15 protein-coding genes and 1 tRNA gene are annotated in these 14,448 nt (G+C 62.2%); 8 read left to right on the top strand and 8 right to left on the bottom strand.

What is annotated here, in order from left to right:
- Nucleotides 1-22 precede the first annotated feature (22 nt).
- The 8 genes from hscA to uvrB all read right to left on the bottom strand — a co-directional run bounded on the left by hscA (nt 23) and on the right by uvrB (nt 8,154).
- Nucleotides 23-1,885, bottom strand: coding sequence for a Fe-S protein assembly chaperone HscA (hscA, locus tag IE116_RS04975; RefSeq protein WP_189610313.1), 1,863 nt, complete (start codon nt 1,883-1,885; stop codon nt 23-25).
- A 15-nt stretch (nt 1,886-1,900) separates the two neighbouring features.
- Entirely contained in the window at nt 1,901-2,434 is a 534-nt protein-coding gene (gene hscB / locus IE116_RS04980) for a Fe-S protein assembly co-chaperone HscB (protein ID WP_189610316.1), read from the bottom strand.
- On the bottom strand, nt 2,434-2,757 hold the full coding sequence (gene iscA, locus IE116_RS04985) for an iron-sulfur cluster assembly protein IscA (protein ID WP_189610318.1): 324 nt from the start codon (nt 2,755-2,757) through the stop codon (nt 2,434-2,436). Before iscA ends, hscB begins: the two co-directional genes overlap by 1 nt.
- A 14-nt stretch (nt 2,758-2,771) precedes the next feature.
- Nucleotides 2,772-3,158 (bottom strand): Fe-S cluster assembly scaffold IscU, encoded by a 387-nt coding sequence (gene iscU / locus IE116_RS04990; protein ID WP_189610320.1) that lies wholly within the window; start codon nt 3,156-3,158, stop codon nt 2,772-2,774.
- 15 nt (nt 3,159-3,173) lie between these two features.
- Complete coding sequence (locus IE116_RS04995) at nt 3,174-4,385, bottom strand: IscS subfamily cysteine desulfurase (protein WP_189610322.1); 1,212 nt, start codon at nt 4,383-4,385, stop codon at nt 3,174-3,176.
- Between the two features lie 48 nt (nt 4,386-4,433).
- Nucleotides 4,434-4,940, bottom strand: a complete 507-nt coding sequence (locus tag IE116_RS05000) for a Fe-S cluster assembly transcription factor (protein WP_179587483.1) — start codon at nt 4,938-4,940, stop codon at nt 4,434-4,436.
- A gap of 269 nt (nt 4,941-5,209) precedes the next feature.
- A complete protein-coding gene (locus tag IE116_RS05005) occupies nt 5,210-5,701 on the bottom strand; it encodes a low molecular weight protein-tyrosine-phosphatase (protein ID WP_179587482.1) in 492 nt (163 codons plus the stop codon).
- A 275-nt stretch (nt 5,702-5,976) separates the two neighbouring features.
- Nucleotides 5,977-8,154: an excinuclease ABC subunit UvrB gene (gene uvrB, locus IE116_RS05010; RefSeq protein ID WP_189610324.1), complete on the bottom strand. Its 2,178-nt coding sequence runs from the start codon at nt 8,152-8,154 to the stop codon at nt 5,977-5,979.
- A gap of 496 nt (nt 8,155-8,650) precedes the next feature.
- On the opposite strand from uvrB, the gene IE116_RS05015 reads away from it, so the two are divergent.
- The 8 genes from IE116_RS05015 to IE116_RS05050 all read left to right on the top strand — a co-directional run bounded on the left by IE116_RS05015 (nt 8,651) and on the right by IE116_RS05050 (nt 14,446).
- The gene (locus tag IE116_RS05015) at nt 8,651-9,853 is read left to right on the top strand and encodes an amino acid aminotransferase (protein ID WP_189610328.1); all 1,203 of its coding nucleotides are present in this window, start codon (nt 8,651-8,653) and stop codon (nt 9,851-9,853) included.
- A gap of 94 nt (nt 9,854-9,947) precedes the next feature.
- Nucleotides 9,948-10,023 (top strand) — tRNA-Asn (locus IE116_RS05020).
- Nucleotides 10,024-10,230: 207 nt separating this feature from the next.
- Nucleotides 10,231-10,647: a DUF3597 domain-containing protein gene (locus IE116_RS05025; RefSeq protein ID WP_189610330.1), complete on the top strand. Its 417-nt coding sequence runs from the start codon at nt 10,231-10,233 to the stop codon at nt 10,645-10,647.
- 225 nt (nt 10,648-10,872) lie between these two features.
- Nucleotides 10,873-11,394, top strand: a complete 522-nt coding sequence (fabA, locus tag IE116_RS05030; protein ID WP_189610332.1) for a 3-hydroxyacyl-[acyl-carrier-protein] dehydratase FabA — start codon at nt 10,873-10,875, stop codon at nt 11,392-11,394.
- 43 nt (nt 11,395-11,437) lie between these two features.
- Nucleotides 11,438-11,893, top strand: a complete 456-nt coding sequence (locus tag IE116_RS05035) for a DUF2946 family protein (RefSeq protein ID WP_189610334.1) — start codon at nt 11,438-11,440, stop codon at nt 11,891-11,893.
- 84 nt (nt 11,894-11,977) lie between these two features.
- Nucleotides 11,978-12,466, top strand: coding sequence for a copper chaperone PCu(A)C (locus IE116_RS05040; RefSeq protein ID WP_229828004.1), 489 nt, complete (start codon nt 11,978-11,980; stop codon nt 12,464-12,466).
- 167 nt (nt 12,467-12,633) lie between these two features.
- Nucleotides 12,634-13,674 (top strand): YncE family protein, encoded by a 1,041-nt coding sequence (locus tag IE116_RS05045; protein ID WP_373303035.1) that lies wholly within the window; start codon nt 12,634-12,636, stop codon nt 13,672-13,674.
- On the top strand, nt 13,658-14,446 hold the full coding sequence (locus IE116_RS05050; protein ID WP_189610340.1) for a polysaccharide deacetylase family protein: 789 nt from the start codon (nt 13,658-13,660) through the stop codon (nt 14,444-14,446). The genes IE116_RS05045 and IE116_RS05050 overlap by 17 nt, the downstream gene beginning before the upstream one ends.
- Nucleotides 14,447-14,448 lie beyond the last annotated feature (2 nt).

Below are 14,448 nucleotides of genomic sequence, written 5' to 3' on the forward strand. Positions count from 1 at the left end.
GCAACGCGATCACGCCGTGGAATCAAACGACTTCGTCGATACGACGGCCAGCGAGCGCGGCGCGGATGCTGCGATCCATGCGGCGGGCGGCAAAATCTTCGGTACTGGCGGACAACGCATCGACGGCGGCGCGGACGGCATCGCTGTCCGCCTGGCGCGATGCCTGTTCGGCTTCGTCAAGGCGTGTGTGGATGGTGGCGAGCGACTCGGCGTCAAGCAGATCCGCGTCGGCCGCCAGCGCCGCGCGTACCGATTCCACCAGGCGCATGGCCTCGACCTGCTGCTCGCGCAGACTGCGCGCCTGCATGTCGGTGTCGGCGCTGTTCATGCCGTCGGCCAGCATGGCGGCCACTTCATCGTCGCTCAGGCCGTACGACGGCTTGACCGAAATCGACGCTTCCACGCCCGCGCTCAGTTCGCGCGCCGTCACACCGAGCAGTCCATCGGCATCAACCTGGAACGTCACGCGAATGCGGGCGGCGCCGGCCACCATGGGCGGAATGCCGCGCAGCTCGAACCGGCCAAGCGAGCGGCAATCGGTCACCAGTTCGCGTTCGCCCTGGAGCACATGGATGGCCATGGCCGTCTGGCCGTCCTTGAACGTGGTGAACTCCTGGGCGCGGGCCACGGGAATGGTGCTGTTGCGCGAGATGACGCGTTCGACCAGCCCACCCATGGTTTCGAGCCCGAGCGACAGGGGGATCACGTCCAGCAGCAGCCATTCGTCGCCCGCCGCGCGGTTGCCCGCGAGCAGGTTGGCCTGCATGGCGGCGCCAAGCGCCACCACCTGATCGGGGTCCAGATTGGTCAGCGGTGTCGTGCCGAACAGCTCTCCGACCTTGCGCTGCACGATGGGCATACGCGTCGCGCCGCCCACCATGACCACACCCTTCACGTCGGCGACCGTCAGGTCGGCATCGCGCAGGGCGCGTTTGGCGCTCGTCAACGTGCGGGCAACCAGCGGCTGGGCCAGCGCCTCGAACCGCTCGCGCGTCAGCTGCACGGCCAGGGAATAGCCGGTGGACAGGGTCAAGCTGATGTCGGCCTGCTCCGCCGAGGACAGCGCTTCGCGCAAGGTGCGCGCAGCAACGAGCAGCGCCCGCTGGTCTTCGGGAATCAATGCGGTCAGATGCCAGTTCTCGGACATCCAGGTGACGATGGCCGCGTCGAAATCGTCGCCGCCCAGCGCGGTGTCGCCGCCGGTGGCGATGACTTCGAACACGCCTTGCGACAGGCGCAGGACCGAGATATCGAAGGTGCCACCACCCAGGTCGTACACGGCATACAGCCCTTCGGCGGCGTTATCCAGCCCGTAGGCGATCGCCGCCGCAGTCGGCTCGTTCAGCAGCCGCAGCACATTCAGGCCCGCCAGCTTGGCCGCGTCTTTCGTGGCCTGCCGCTGCGCGTCGTCGAAATAGGCAGGCACCGTGATCACCGCGCCGACCAGATCGTCGCCCAGCACGTCTTCACCCTGCTGACGCAACTTGGCCAGGATTTGCGCCGAGACTTCGACCGGGCTCTTATCGCCCTGCACCGTGCGGATCCTGACCATGCCTGGGGCGTCGATGAAATCGTAGGGCACGTTCAGCTTGTGCGCGTCGGCCAGGCCCCGCCCCATGAACCGTTTGACCGACACCAGCGTGTTGTGCGGATCGATCGTTTGCGCGGCAAGCGCCTTGCGCCCGATCTGCACGGCGCCGTCAGGCAGATAGCGTACGGCCGACGGCAGCAGGGCTTCGCCTGCCTCGTCGCGCAGCACTTCGGCCACGCCATTGCGTACCGAGGCCACAAGCGAGTTGGTGGTCCCAAGGTCAATGCCCACCGCCAGCCTGCGCTGGTGGGGAGCTTCGGACATGCCAGGTTCGGCTATCTGCAAAAGCGCCATGCGTTTACGTTCTTCTCAGTGTGAATCCGCAAGAGCATCGGCAACCGCTTCGATCTCTTCGGAAAATTTTTCTATGAACATCCACTCGCGCACCCGCGCGGCGGCGGTGACGTAGTCGTGCTCGACATCAAGCAGTTCGTCGACTCGACGAGCCATCGTATCGCGTTCGGCGGTCAATTCGGCGGCAAGCAGGTCCAAAGCGTCCTGGTTGCGCGATGCGCGCGCATCGTCCAGGGCTTCCCGCCATTCCATCTGCTGCATCAGAAAACCGGTGGACATGGCGGTGTTGGTTTCGACCTGGAGGTCGACGCCAGCGCGCTCGCACAGGTAGCGTGCGCGGGACAGGGGCGCGCGCAGCGTGCGGTAGGCCTCATTGGCCCGCGACGCCCACTGCATGGCCACACGCCTTTCCTGCGCGGTGCCCGAGGCGTGACGGTCGGGGTGCACCCTTGCCTGCACATCGCGCCAGGCGGCGTCGAGTGCGGCCCGGTCCAACGCGAAGGTTGCGGGCACGCCCAGCAACTCGAAGTGATCCGGGTCGGTCTGCATCAGACGGTGAACGACTCACCGCAGCCGCAGGATGCCTTCTCGTTCGGGTTGTTGAATTTAAAGCCCTCGTTGAGGCCTTCCCGCGTGTAGTCAAGCTCGACACCTGCAAGATACGGCATGCTTTTCGGATCGACAAACACCTTCACGCCCAGGCTTTCGAACACCTGGTCTTCGGGCGCACTTTCATCCACATACTCGAGCTTGTAAGCCAGGCCCGAACACCCGGTGGTACGCACGCCCAGCCGCAGCCCGATGCCCTTACCGCGTTTCTGCAGATAACGGCTTACGTGACGGGCTGCGCTTTCGGTCAGCAATACCGACATGGCTTCCTCACCTATCAGTTCGTACCGTGCTTGGTACGGTAGTCTTCGACCGCCGCCTTGATGGCGTCTTCGGCCAGGATCGAGCAGTGGATCTTTACCGGCGGCAAGGCCAGTTCCTGCGCGATGTGGGTGTTGCGGATCTCCATGGCCTGGTCCAAGGTCTTGCCCTTGACCCACTCTGTGACGAGCGAGCTGGACGCAATAGCCGAACCGCAGCCGTAGGTCTTGAATTTGGCATCTTCGATGATGCCGGCTTCGTTGACCCGGATCTGCAACTTCATGACGTCGCCACAGGCAGGTGCACCGACCATGCCGGTTCCAACCGAGGCGTCGCCCTTCTCGAAACCGCCAACGTTGCGGGGGTTTTCGTAGTGATCGATGACTTTTTCGCTATATGCCATGATGAATCTCCTAGATCAGTGTGCAGCCCACTGCACCGAATTGAGGTCGATGCCTTCCTGGGCCATTTCCCAGAGGGGCGACATTTCGCGCAGCTTGCCAACCTTGCTGCGCAGCAATTCGATAGTGAAATCGATGTCTTCAACCGTCGTGAAACGGCCGATCGTGAAACGGATCGAGCTATGCGCCAGCTCGTCGCTGCGGCCCAGGGCGCGCAACACATACGACGGTTCCAGGCTGGCGGACGTGCAGGCCGAACCACTCGACACCGCAATGTCCTTCACGGCCATGATGAGCGACTCGCCTTCGACATAGTTGAAGCTGACGTTCAGGTTGTGCGGAACGCGCTGCTCCATGTCGCCATTGAGGTAGACCTCTTCGATGGTCGACAGGCCTGCCCACAGACGGTCGCGCAACATCCTGACCCGATCGCTGTCGACAGCCATCTCTTCCTTGGCAAGGCGGAAACATTCACCCATGCCGACGATCTGGTGCGTGGCCAGCGTGCCCGAACGGAAACCGCGTTCATGACCGCCACCGTGGATCTGCGCTTCGATACGGATGCGCGGCTTGCGGCGGATGTACAGCGCGCCAATGCCCTTCGGACCATACGTCTTGTGCGCGCAGAACGACATCAGGTCGACCTTGAGCGTCTGCAGATCGATCTGGATCTTGCCCGACGCCTGGGCCGCGTCCACGTGGAACACGATGCCTTTGCTGCGGCAGATCTCGCCAATCTGGGCGACGTCCTGGATCACGCCGATCTCGTTGTTCACGAACAGGACCGACACCAGGATCGTGTCCGGACGCAACGCGGCCTTGAACGATTCGATGTCGAGCAGACCGTTTTCCTGCACGTCGAGATAGGTGACCTCAAAGCCCTGGCGTTCCAGTTCGCGACAGGTGTCCAGCGTCGCCTTGTGCTCGGTCTTGAGCGTAATGATGTGCTTGCCGCGCTCTTTGTAGAAATGCGCCGCGCCCTTCAGGGCCAGATTGATCGATTCGGTTGCGCCCGACGTCCAGACGATTTCACGCGGGTCGGCATTGGCCAGGTCGGCCACCTGCTTGCGTGCATTTTCCACGGCCTGTTCCGCTTCCCAGCCGATCGAGTGGCTGCGCGATGCGGGATTGCCGAAGTGTTCGTACAACCAGGGCACCATGGCGTCGACCACTCGGGGGTCCACGGGCGTCGTTGCGGAGTAATCGAGATATACCGGTGTTTTGATCATGACGTCTTTACCTTGTTCGTAACCCTTGCCTTTGCAGGGAGGGTGCGCTTACAGCGCGGCAGTGGATTCGGTGGGCGCGCCCGTGCGACGATCGAGCAGCACGGATTTGGCCGCGTTGGCCTCGTGCAGTTCGCGCATGCGCTGCTGATCAACCAGATCCTGCAGCGACACGGAGTCGAGGTACTCCACCATCTTGCGGTTGAGCGTGGCCCAGAGTTCGTGGGTCATGCACTTGCCCGACTTGCCATCATTGCCGCGGGTACAGTCCTGCTTGCCGCCGCAGTCGGTCGCGTCGAGCGGTTCATCCACGGCGAAAATGATGTCGGCAACGGTGACGTGGCGCGCCAGCTTGGCAAGGGAGTACCCGCCGCCCGGCCCGCGCATACTGTCGACCAGCTCGTGCCGGCGCAGCTTCCCGAACAGCTGTTCGAGGTAAGAGAGAGAGATGTTCTGCCGTTGGCTGATCGCGGACAAGGTGACGGGTCCGCTGTGCTGGCGCAAGGCCAAGTCGATCATTGCCGTGACGGCGAAACGCCCTTTGGTAGTAAGTCGCATCCAGGACCCCTGAAGTCTATCCTTCGCGCGCAGGGACTGGTGCACTCTTCAATCAGGAGCCGAGTCAATCTGCTCCGGCGCCAATCCCTAACGATTTGGTCAAGTATACCTAATTCCCGAACGATTTGCTAGGGATTACGTGTAGGGATGCGCTGGAGGGCACCGCCGGCCGTGGTCCAGACGTAAAAACACCGCGTCGATACGCGGTGTCGAATGCTGGACAAACGGACGGCAGCCTGGACAAACAGTCTGAAGGGGAATGGCCCGGATCAGGCAGCCTGATACTGGGTTGCGCGCTTGCGAACGACTTCGAGCAGGCCCTGGCAGGCGTCTTCGATATAATCGAGCACCTTTGCAAAACCTTCCGGGCCGCCGTAGTACGGATCAGGCACGGTGGCTTCTTCGTATTCATTGGCAAAGCGCATCAACAGCATCAGTTTGTGCTGATACTGCTTTGGAGCCTGCTGCTGCAAGAGCGCCAGGTTGTCCCAATCCATTGCCAGGATCATGTCGAATTCGCGGAAGTCGTCGGGGCGAATCTGTCGCGCACGAAAATCCGTAATGTCATAACCGCGTTTGCGGGCTGCAGCTTGCGCCCGTGCATCAGGCGGCTCTCCAATGTGGAAAGCGTGGGTGCTGGCCGATTCGATTCGGACAACGTCTGAAAGACCGGCATCTTTCACCAAACGGCGAAACACGCCCTCTGCGCTCGGCGAGCGGCAGATGTTGCCCATGCACACAAAGAGTACCTTCGTCATCATGTCCGAAAGTGTGCGGGAAAACCCCGCTCAGTTCAAGCTTTTTTTAAAAGCGTGCAAAACGCCGAAGCGACGAAAAATCCAGGAAAATCAAAGACTTGCGCACTTTTTATGGACGAAATAGCTATTTTCCATAGCGTCATGCACAAGTCTGGTACATGCCGTGTACGAATTCCGCCTAATCGCACTGCACCACTACGGTGCACTCGAAAACTGCGTCGCAGCATGCCGTTGGCGAGGGTGTCAGCACGAATCGGACCACGTCCCGTAATTGAGCTTCAAACCGCCCCGCTGCCCATGGCTTCGGCATCGGCCTGCGTGCCTGACGCCCCGAACAAACGCTGTTTGAGCGTCATCAACTGGTCGCGTGCCTGAGCCGCCTTTTCAAATTCCAGGTTGCGCGCGTGCTCGAGCATCGCTTTCTCAAGGCGTTTGATCTCCTTGCTGATCTGCTTTTCGCCCATGGCTTCGAATTTGGCGGCTTCCACCGACAGTTTCAAGGCCTCCTGATCGCCATTGGGCGCATACACGCCATCGATCAGGTCGCGCACTTCCTTCTTGACGCCGCGCGGAATGATGCCGTGCTCGGTGTTGAACAGAATCTGTCTCTCGCGCCGGCGCTGGGTCTCGCCGATGGCGCGTTCCATCGAGTCCGTCATCCGATCCGCATACAGAATGGCGCGGCCATTGAGGTTGCGCGCCGCCCGGCCGATGGTCTGGATCAAGCTGCGTTCCGAGCGCAGGAAGCCTTCCTTGTCGGCATCCAGGATGGCAACCAGGGAGACTTCGGGAATGTCCAGGCCTTCGCGCAGCAGGTTGATACCCACCAGCACATCGAACGTGCCCAGGCGCAAGTCACGCAGGATTTCCACCCGTTCCACCGTGTCGATGTCCGAGTGCAGATACCGCACCTTGACGCCGTGCTCGCCCAGGAAGTCGGTCAGGTCTTCCGCCATCCGCTTGGTCAGCGTGGTGATCAGCACCCGGTCGCCCTGCGCAACGCGCGCATGGATCTCGCCCAGCACATCGTCCACCTGGTTCAGCGCCGGCCGCACTTCCACGATCGGATCGACCAGTCCGGTTGGCCGCACCACCTGTTCCACGATGTTGTCGGCGTGTTCTTTCTCATAGTTCGACGGTGTGGCCGACACGAAGATCGTCTGGCGCATCTTGCCTTCGAACTCTTCGAACTTCAGCGGCCGATTGTCCATGGCCGAGGGCAGCCGGAAGCCGTAATTCACCAGCGTTTCCTTGCGCGAACGGTCGCCCTTGTACATGGCGCCCACCTGCCCGATCGTGACGTGGCTTTCGTCGATGATCATGAGCGCGTCCTGCGGCAGGTAGTCGATCAGCGTGGGCGGTGGATCGCCCGGCCGGGCCCCCGACATGTGCCGCGAGTAGTTCTCGATGCCCTTGCAGAAGCCAAGCTCCTGCAGCATTTCCAGGTCGAATCGGGTCCGCTGTTCAATGCGCTGCGCTTCGATCAGCTGGCCAGCGTCCACGAACTGCTTCGAGCGCTCGCGCAACTCGGCCTTGATCGTCTCGATGGCATTGACGACGGTCGCCCGCGGAGTGACGTAATGCGAGCCAGGAAACACCGTGAAGCGCGGAATCTTCTGGCGGACGCGGCCGGTCAGCGGGTCGAACAGCTCCAGGGTCTCGATCTCATCGTCGAACAGCGTGACGCGCAGCGCCAGTTCGGCGTGTTCGGCCGGAAAGATGTCGATCAGTTCGCCGCGCACCCGGAAGGCGCCGCGCGTGAAATCGGTATCGTTGCGTGTGTACTGCATGGCCACGAGACGGCCGATGATCTCGCGCTGCCCCAGCTTGTCGCCGGTGCGCAGCAGCATGACCATCGAGTGGTAATCGCTCGGGTTGCCGATACCGTAGATGCACGAGACGCTGGCCACGATGATCGTGTCGCGCCGCTCCAGCAGGCTCTTGGTGGCCGACAGGCGCATCTGTTCGATGTGCTCGTTGATCGACGAGTCCTTTTCGATGAACAGATCGCGGGTCGGTACGTACGCTTCCGGCTGGTAGTAATCGTAGTACGACACGAAATATTCGACGGCATTGCGCGGAAAGAACTCACGCATTTCGGCGTACAACTGGGCGGCCAGCGTCTTGTTTGGGGCAAGCACGAGCGCCGGCTTGCCCATGCGGGCAATCACGTTCGCCATCGTGTAGGTCTTGCCCGATCCCGTTACGCCCAGCAAGGTCTGATAGACCAGGCCGTCTTCAATGCCCTGGCACAAACCGTCGATCGCCGTTGGCTGGTCACCGGCGGGTCGGTAGGGCTGGTACAGCTGGAACGGACTACCGTCGTACGTGACAAAGCCGGGCTCGAAACCCGAGCCATCCGGAGCGACGCCGGGAAGCGCCTCGGGCAGCGGTTCGGCGACATCAAAACCGGCTTCAACGAGGGCGTTTGCTTTCTCGAGCGACACAGGGTGCATGCTAGACTCTTGTTTCATCTGGAAAACTTCGGCAGGAAAAACGGGTGGGAGTTCCCCGACCGCGTCAAGCCAGAGGTGTATGCGTCGGATGGCAAGGCATGCGGTGCATGTCGTGCCGACCGATCGAGTGAAAAGCGGAAAGGGGCATGTTCGGGTCAAGTGCCCGGTATGCCCTTCTGGCTGACCTGGCTGTATCGATAGAACTTGGACCGAACTTGGCCAGAACTTGGGCCAGACTTCGCTGACTCAATGAACTCGGGCCAAAGCTAAAACTCGGGCCAAAGCTAAAACTTGGGCCAAAGCTAAAACTTGGGCCGAAGCTAAAACTCGGGCCAAAGCTAAAACTTGGGCCAAAGCTGCGAGTTTCAAGTGCGGTGATTTTTTGCATTGAATTTCTGCATCGAACACTGCACGGCCGGCTGACGACTAACGACCAACCCGACATTATCCCTGTAGCCCTCTTCAACGACAACCCCACGCGCAACGGACGCTTTACATGACCTCGCTCTTCGCCGCCGTAGAACTGGCTCCCCGCGACCCTATCCTCGGGCTGACGGAACAATTCAATGCTGACACCCGTGGCAACAAGGTGAATCTCGGCGTTGGCGTGTACTACAACGACGAAGGGAAGATCCCCCTTCTTGGCGCGGTCCGCAAAGCGGAGTTCGCGCGCATCGAGGCCGCTGCGGCGCGCGGGTACCTGCCGATCGAAGGCATCGTCGCGTACAACCAGCTCGTTCAGAAGTTGCTGCTGGGCGCCGACTCGCCCCTGATCGCTGAAGGCCGTGCGCTGACGGCGCAAAGCCTGGGCGGCACCGGTGCATTGAAAGTCGGCGCCGACTTCCTGAAGCGGCTGCTGCCCGGCGCCAAGGTCGCCATCAGCAACCCCAGCTGGGAAAACCATCGCGCGCTGTTCGAAGGCGCTGGTTTTGAAGTCGTCAACTACCCCTACTACGACGCCGCAACGCATGGCGTGGATTTTGACGGCATGCTCGCCGCGCTGCGCGGCTACCCGGCGAACACCGTGGTCGTGCTGCACGCCTGCTGCCACAACCCGACGGGTGTGGACCTGACGGTCGACCAGTGGCATCAGGTCGTGGCCGCGGTGAAGGAAACCGGGCTGGTCCCCTTCCTGGATATCGCGTACCAGGGCTTCGGTGACGGCATCGACGCAGACGCCGCGGCGGTTCGCCTGTTCGCCGATGCGAACCTGACCTTCCTGATCAGCTCGTCGTTCTCGAAGTCGTTCTCGCTGTATGGCGAACGGGTGGGTGCATTGACCCTGGTTGCCGCCAATCGCGAAGAAAGCGCGCGCGTCCTGAGCCAGTTGAAGCGGGTCATCCGCACCAACTACTCGAACCCGCCCACGCACGGCGGCACGGTGGTCGCGCAGGTACTTGGCACGCCCGAATTGCGGGCCGAGTGGGAAACCGAACTGGCCGGCATGCGCGATCGTATCCGCGACATGCGCAAGGCGCTGGTTCAGAAACTGAAGGATCGCGGTGTCGAACGCAACTTTGATTTTGTGTTGAAGCAACGCGGCATGTTTTCGTATTCGGGTCTGACGGCCGACCAGGTCGATCGCTTGCGCGAAGAACACGCCGTCTATGCCATTGGCACCGGCCGTATTTGCGTCGCTGCGCTGAACTCGCGCAATATCGACGCGGTGGCGGACGGAATTGCTGCCGTTCTCAAATAAATGGGTTTGAAAACGGAATCCCGCTTGCAAACCCGCTTTTTACTCATATAGAATAGCGGGCTTGCTTCAAGCAAATCGCTTTTAGCAAAACAATTCCCTGATAGCTCAGTCGGTAGAGCGACGGACTGTTAATCCGCAGGTCCCTGGTTCGAGTCCAGGTCGGGGAGCCAGAATGAAAAAAACCGGGCGTCACCTTTGGGTGGCGCCCGGTTTTTTGTTTTGGCCGAAGGTGTACCGCGGCTTTCCATCCGTAATACATCCACACACCTATGTCAGGTTCCTTGCCCTACTGTTTCGGTGAAGCGCAAGTCGACTCATCCAAATTGTGGGTCGCCGACTTTTTCCCGACTTTTCCATCCAGAACAAAGAGGCAAGCCATGGGTATTCTGAGCAACATCTTTAGCAAGATCTTTCCTTCGTCGCACGCAGCTGACAAACCCGCCGATGGCGCAGCGCCTGCTGGCGCGCCCCCGGTCGGTTCGGCACCCGTAGGATCGCCCGCACCGGGCACGGCGGCCGCCCCCGCCGCCATGTCGCAGGTCGACGTGGAAGCCATCCTGGACGGCAAGGCGCAGCAGGCCGGCGAAAAGCTGAACTGGCGCACGTCGATCGTCGATCTGCTCAAGCTGCTGCAGTTGGACAGCAGCCTGCAATCGCGCAAGGAACTGGCGCAGGAGCTGCAGTATTCGGGCGACACATCGGATTCGGCTGCCATGAATATCTGGCTGCACAAGCAGGTCATGAACAAGCTGGCCGCCAATGGCGGCAAGGTGCCGGCTGACCTGAAAGATTAATGCAGTCACCGCCCCGCTCGGCCCCTGGGTCGAGTCCGGGGTAAACTGCAGGCAGTACCGAAACAGGAGCTCTAGCGAGCTCCTGTTTTTGTTTCCAATGCCGCGATTGCCTTGGCGCCACGCGGGTCCGCGGGTCAGCCCCGAGGCGGGTGCCCTGCCCTTGCGGTTATCATCCTTGCCTGCGACCGCTCGAGCGGCCACCTTTTTCCACTACCAGACTTCTTCATGCCTCATCTCAAACAAAACGCGTATTCCCACGAAGAACTGTTGAGCTGCAGCCGCGGCGAATTGTTCGGGCCGGGCAATGCGCAACTGCCCGCCGGCAATATGCTGATGATCGACCGCATCGTCCAGATTTCGGACCAGGGCGGCAAGCACGGCAAGGGCGAGATCGTCGCCGAACTCGATATCACGCCGGACCTGTGGTTCTTTGCCTGCCATTTCGAAGGCGACCCGGTCATGCCGGGCTGCCTGGGCCTGGACGCGATGTGGCAATTGCTGGGCTTCTACTTGGGCTGGCAGGGCAATCCAGGGCGCGGCCGCGCGCTGGGCTCCGGCGAAGTCAAGTTTGTTGGCCAGGTGCTGCCCACCGCCAAGAAGGTCACGTACCGCATCGACATCAAACGCACGATCAATCGTTCGCTGGTGCTCGGCATCGCCGACGGGTCGATGAGCGTCGATGGCCGCGAGATCTATACCGCCGAAGGCCTGCGCGTCGGCCTCTTCACGTCGACCGAAAGCTTCTGACCCCGGCAACGGTCCGCCCGAGAGCTTCCGACACGCCGGCCCCATGACACTTTCATACGTCCGCCGCGTCGCATGGCTGGCACTGCTGGCTGCGCTGATGCACGTGCTGCTGCCGGCCGCGCATGCGATGGCGGGCGGGAGACTGGCCGACGGCGCTCTGGCGGGCGCCCGAACGTCGGGTTCGGCGACCGTGCCTGCCGCGTTCTGCCTGTCGCCCGGGTCACCGTTGGAAAGCGTGCTGCGAGGCTCGGCAGTGCCTGGCGGTGTTGGGCCGAGTGCGTCGACCGACGGAAATCCCGCACCGTCGCACGACACAACAGCCGCGCTATGCCCGCTTTGTATCGCAGGCGCCATGGCTGCCGTTCTGCCGCCGGCGCCTGAAATGACGGCCACGTCCCGCATCCTGTCCTGCGTGCTGGCACGCCGTGCCGTCGATGTGCCGACGCCCGGCATCGTCCTGCTGTCCTTCCTGTCCAGAGGCCCGCCAGCCCAAGGGTGAAACGACTCCTCGTGAGTCCCCTTCCCTTTGCGAGCCCCCGCAGGCCCCGCCGCCTGCCCCCTCCTCTCGACATCCAGGATGATCATGACGCTGCGTATCCTTACCCTGACTGCCCTTCTTCTGGGCACCCTGAGCACCTCCGCTTTCGCCCATGGCTACAAGGCCGGCGAGATCGACATCGGCCATCCGTGGGCCCGCGCGACCGTACCTGGCCAGCCGGCCGGCGGCGGTTTTCTGAAGCTGGACAATCGCGGCAAGGACGACAGATTGCTGGCCGTGCGGTCCGACGTGTCGGCCACGGCCGAGATTCACACCATGGAAATGAAAGACAACATCATGCGCATGCGCCAGGTGGAAGGCGTGGCGGTGCCGGCCGGCAAGACGGTCGAGTTTGCGCCGGGCGGCTATCACATCATGTTCATGCAGCTGAAGGCGCCGCTGAAACAGGGCACGAGTTTTCCGGCGACGCTGGTGTTTGAAAAAGCGGGCGAAGTGAAGGTCGATTTCAAGGTCGAAGCCATCAACTTCAACAGCCAGGGCAAACCGGCCGCCGGGGGTCATCAGCACCACTGAACGGCAGGTATTTTGTAACGCCCGATAGCGGCGAAACCCAGCTACCATGCGGGTTTCGCGGTTTCTACGCGCGAGTGTTGGAAAGGTGCAAGGTTTTCGTCAGTCGGCTGTGCAACAATCGCGGCGACAGTCAGATTCCCTGTTCTTCGAGAGTTACGTTGATACGCCTGCACCTTGCCCGTTTTGCCCTGCTCAGCAGTGTCGCCTTCGCGTTGAACGCGTTTGCCGCCGCCCCTGCCGCAGTCCCCGCCCCGGCCGCCGCGCCTGCCACCAAACCCGCTCCCACCGCCCCGATCATCGTGCTGAATTCGCTTGACGCGAACCTGAGCCTGATCGACCCGGTGACCTACCAGGAGACCGGCCGCATCCCGACGGGCAAGGAACCGCATCACCTGTATCTGACACCGGATGAAAAATCGGTGATCGTCGCGAACGCGTCGAGCGATTCGCTGACGCTGGTGGATCCGCGCACCGGCAAGTTCCAGCGCACCATTACCGGTATCGTGGACCCCTACCATCTTCGCTTTTCGCCGGACATGAAGTGGTTCATTACCGCGGCGAACCGTCTGGACCATATCGATATCTACCGCTGGCAGCCGTTGCCGACCGGCGGCTTCGACCTGAAGCTGGCCAAGCGCGTGCCCGCCGGCAAGACACCGAGCCACATCAACACCGACAGCAAGAGCACGACGGCGTATGTGTCGCTGCAGGACAGCGACCAGATGATCGCGATCGACCTGGCCACGCAGACGCCCAAGTGGACGATCCCGGTGGGCAAGATGCCTGCGGATCTGTTCCTGTCGCCCGATGACAAGTTCCTGTTCCTGGCCCTGACGGGCGACAGCTTCGTCGAGGTCTATGACCTGACGGTGTCCCCCGCCAAGCTGGTCAAGAGGATCAAGACGGCGGCCGGCGCGCATGCGTTCCGCGCGCAGGGCGACAAGCGTCACGTTTTCGTCAGCAACCGGGTGGCCAACAGCATCAGCCGCATCGACATGCAGACCCAGACGGTGGTGGATACCTTCGCGGCGCCGGGCGGCCCCGATTGCATGGACGTGCTGGCCGATGGCAAGACGCTGCTGGTCACGTCGCGCTGGGCCAAGAAGCTGACCGTGATCGACCTGGAAACCAAGAAAGTGGTGCGCCAGGTCAATGTGGGCCGTTCGCCGCACGGCGTCTGGACGCTGGACCATGTACCGCTGCGTTAGGCGCGTCAGCCTGGCGCTGGCCGCAACCGGCCTGGTGGCCAGCACGGCGTTCGCCGCCGACTGCGACAAGTCGGTCTACCTGACCTTCGACACCGGCCACATGGGCGTCGCGCCCCTGATCGCCGATGTGTTGAAACGGAATGACGTGAAGGTGACGTTTTTTCTGGCCAACGAACGCACAAAGACCGAGGGCGGCAGCCTGGATGACCAGTGGGCGCCGTGGTGGAAGGCGCGCGCGGCCGAAGGCCATATGTTCGGTTCGCACACCTATGATCACGTGTACTGGCTGGCCGACCAGGCCGGCGGCACGTTTCGCATGAAGCCGAGCGCGGGGCCGAACGCGGGTCGGATCCGGCAGTGGACGTCGGCCGAGTATTGCGCCGAGCTGGACAAGGTCGCTACCCGCTTCAAGGCGATGACGGGCCAGACTTTGAGTCCGCTGTTCCGCGCCCCGGGCGGCAAGCAGTCGCCTGCGCTGCTGGCGGCGGCCAAGACCTGCGGCTACAGCCATGTGGGCTGGGCCGAAGCGGGCTTTCTGGGCGACGAGTTGCCCAGCAAGGCCTACCCGAACCAAGCCTTGCTGGACCGCGCCCTGCAACGCATCCGGCCCGGCGATATTCTGTTGGCGCACCTGGGCATCTGGTCGCGTCAGGACCCCTGGGCGCCTGCGGTGCTCGAGCCCCTGATCGTCGGCCTGAAGAACAAGGGCTTTTGTTTTGCCACGCTGAAAACCCATCCCGCCTATCGGGAGTGGCTCAAGACGAACGGTTGACG

The organism is Pigmentiphaga litoralis (genome assembly GCF_014651835.1).
Taxonomy (GTDB): domain Bacteria; phylum Pseudomonadota; class Gammaproteobacteria; order Burkholderiales; family Burkholderiaceae_B; genus Pigmentiphaga; species Pigmentiphaga litoralis.